4 protein-coding genes are annotated in these 3,166 nt (G+C 39.0%); all 4 read left to right on the top strand.

The features are described from left to right. The coding region (locus AC3AX0_RS10170; protein WP_487550181.1) for an HAL/PAL/TAL family ammonia-lyase at positions 1-1,329 on the top strand (1,329 nt) is incomplete at its 5' end. Positions 1,330-1,500: 171 nt separating this feature from the next. Continuing rightward, complete coding sequence (locus AC3AX0_RS10165; RefSeq protein ID WP_487550180.1) at positions 1,501-1,674, top strand: hypothetical protein; 174 nt, start codon at positions 1,501-1,503, stop codon at positions 1,672-1,674. A 1-nt stretch (position 1,675) separates the two neighbouring features. After that, entirely contained in the window at positions 1,676-2,218 is a 543-nt protein-coding gene (locus tag AC3AX0_RS10160) for an AAA-type ATPase lid domain-containing protein (protein ID WP_487550179.1), read from the top strand. Then, entirely contained in the window at positions 2,215-3,129 is a 915-nt protein-coding gene (locus AC3AX0_RS10155; protein ID WP_487550178.1) for an alpha/beta hydrolase, read from the top strand. The genes AC3AX0_RS10160 and AC3AX0_RS10155 overlap by 4 nt, the downstream gene beginning before the upstream one ends. Positions 3,130-3,166: the final 37 nt, after the last annotated feature.

Raw genomic sequence — 3,166 nt, 5'->3', positions numbered from 1 at the left:
ATAATGATAGACAAGGAAAAAAGAAAAGACATAAACAGGAATCATTTGAGAGCACATGCCACTTCTGTAGGAGAACCTGCAACTAAGGAATCTGTAAGGGCAATGATGATAGTAATGCTTTCCCATATGGGAAACGGTCATTCTGCAGTAAGTCTTAATACTTTGACTCAGATAAAGGATATGCTGAATAATGGTATAACTCCATATGTTCCCAAGAACGGTTCTGTAGGATATCTCACTCTTGAAGCACATATAGCTCTTGTCTTTCTTGGCGAGGGAAAAGCCTACGTAGAAGGTGTTCTGGTTGATGGAGATGAAGCATTGAGGCTCAAGGGAATGAAACCTATTGAAGCGGATATTAAGGAAGGTCTTTCCCTGGTTTCTGGAACAACTTCTGTTACTGCCTTTGGAGCACTTGCCTTATACGATGCAATTACTTGTGCAAAGACTGCAGACATAGCAGGTGCAATGTCTCTCGAGGTTTTAAAAGGAACCATGATGGCATTTGATGAAAGAATAATGAAGGCAAGACCACATGTGGACCAGTACAATACTGCCAGTAATGTAAGGACAATTCTTCAAGGCAGCGAAATAGTAAAGAAATTTAAGGGCTATAGGGTTCAGGATGCATTATCCCTTAGATGCATACCCCAGCTTCACGGAGCAGCTAAGAAGGTAATAAACGATGCTCTCATTACAATGGACATCGAACTGAATTCATCAGTGGACAACCCTCTAATATTCGAGGAAGACGGGAAAGGTATTTCTCTTTCAGGATGCAGTGCTGATGGATCTTATGTTGGAATAGCAATGGATAGTTTGAATATAGCAGCTACAAACCTTGGAAAGATGGCGGAGAGAAGGACTCACAGAATGGTAAACAGTCATGTAAGTGAGCTTCCACCATTCCTCATTAAGGACCCTGGGTTCAACAATGGCTTCATGATGGTGCAATATACTGCAGCAGGTCTTGTTGGACAAATGAGGCTAAAGTCACACCCTGCAACAATAGACAATAATATTACCTGTGCAAATCAGGAAGATTATCTGTCAATGGGTTTCAATGCATCACTACAGGCATATGAAAACATGTCACATCTTAAGTACATACTTGCAATAGAAATTTTCCACAGTATTCAGGCAGGAGATTTCTACGAGGAAAGTTCGTCAAAGGGTGTTGAAAAGGTTAGAAGTCTTGTTAGAAAGGAAGTTCCCTTTATAACTGAAGACTGCAATATGAGTCCATATATAGAGTATATCAGCGGTCTCATTGAAGATGGAATCATAGTTAGAACACTTGAAGAAGAAGTGGGAAGCTTGCTTTTCTAATAAAAGTCAAGGTAAACTTTCTAAGTGGAAAGTTAAGATATCCAATAGATATCAATACAACATGAAGTACAGTAACATAGGGAAAGTAAAGGCGGCCAATGGTTGTCTTTACTTTTGTTTGGTGGTAGAATAGATAAAATAACCTGAGAATACTATAAGGATGGTGATGGAATGTCCATAGTGGATATAATTGTGGAACTGGATAATGATTACAAGGTGATTTCTCTGGAATATGAAGGTGAATCTTCAGAATTTTTCAAGCCTTCTTTTAACCTGTACATGGGTATGAATATCCGAGATATTCTCGTAATGGATGTGGATTCACTTTCTGGAATTGTAGACTGACGTGAGGATAATATCCTCATGTAAGGAAGAACCCTTTTCTAGCGATATAAGAAAGGACCTCCTCTATAGGCTTTCGACAATAATAGTGGAAGTGCCTCCCCTTCGGGAGAGAAAAAGGGATATTGAAAGTTTAGTATTTTATTTTTCTGATAAGTTGTCGGAAAGTTACAACAATAGAATAGAAAAAATAGACTCCGAGGTTCTTGAATATTTGAAAAAGTATGAATGGCCTGGAAATGTCAGGGAGCTTGAACATATAGTGGAATATGCACTTAATGTAATGGATGACGGCATATTCAGGCTAGGTCATATTCCAAGACATGTCATGACCGATAAATCTGACGAAGGCAAGGAAGAGACAGGACTTTTCACGGAATCCATATATGAAAACGAACTTTCCTACATGGTGGAGAAATTCGAGGATATGATATTAAGAAAGGTTCTGAAACATAATGACAACAATATCACCCTGGCTGCAAAGTCACTGGGAATAAAGAGGCAGAGCCTCCAATATAGAATAAGGAAGTATGGAATTATCATATGAGTAAAAAGGCGAAGTTAATCATTTTTTTATTAAAAATCAGACTTAAATTCAAGATGAACATATACAATTATAGAAAACTCAACAGGAACTCTGTTGTTTACAAGGTGTCCAGTAGGATTGCAGGGATATTCTCCATTTTCAGACAGCTGCCGCCTGGTATAAGCGCTAGAAAAGTAAGAATAAACGGCATAGAAGGAGAGTGGATATACAAGGATAAAATTGATAGGAACAAGGTTGTACTTTACTTCCATGGGGGAGGATATTCTCATGGATCAGAGGAAAAATATAGGCTTCTCATGGGAGAATCCGTGAGAAGAACAGGAATCAATGTATTCATATTCAACTACAGACTTGCCCCCGAGAATCCCTATCCTGCTGCCTTTGAGGATGCAATAAAGGCCTATGAATTTTTAATTGGAGAAGGTGTGAGAGGGAAAAATATGATATTTTTGGGAGACTCTGCTGGTGGAGGTCTCGCTTTTGCAACTGCCCTTTATTTGAAGGATAATGATATGGAGCTTCCAGGAAAGATACTTGTAATGTCTCCATGGACTGACCTTGCCTGCATGGGAAATTCAATACAGAAAAATGCAAAGACGGAACTTTTCGTTCCTGAAAAGCTACTAAAAGAATATAGTAATGGATATGTTGGCAAAGAGGATTCGAGAAATCCCTATATATCGCCGCTATACGGAGATCTTCAAGGACTGCCCGATAGCTATATAAACGTTGGAAGTCATGAAACTCTCCTTGACGACTCTACTAGATTCCATGAAAAGCTCCTTCAAAGTGGAGTGAATTCCAAACTATCAGTTGGAGAAGGACTCTTCCACTGCTATCCACTCTTTGCACTGGCATTAGATGAGGCTGCTGAAGAATTTGAGAGGATGCACAGGTTTATACTTGAATAGGTGTGAGATATAGCACCAAAATAATATCATATAGCAG

Source organism: Dethiosulfatibacter sp. (assembly GCF_983023055.1).
Note: the sequence above shows the minus strand (reverse complement) of the source record. Positions and strands in the feature narration are given on the sequence as shown.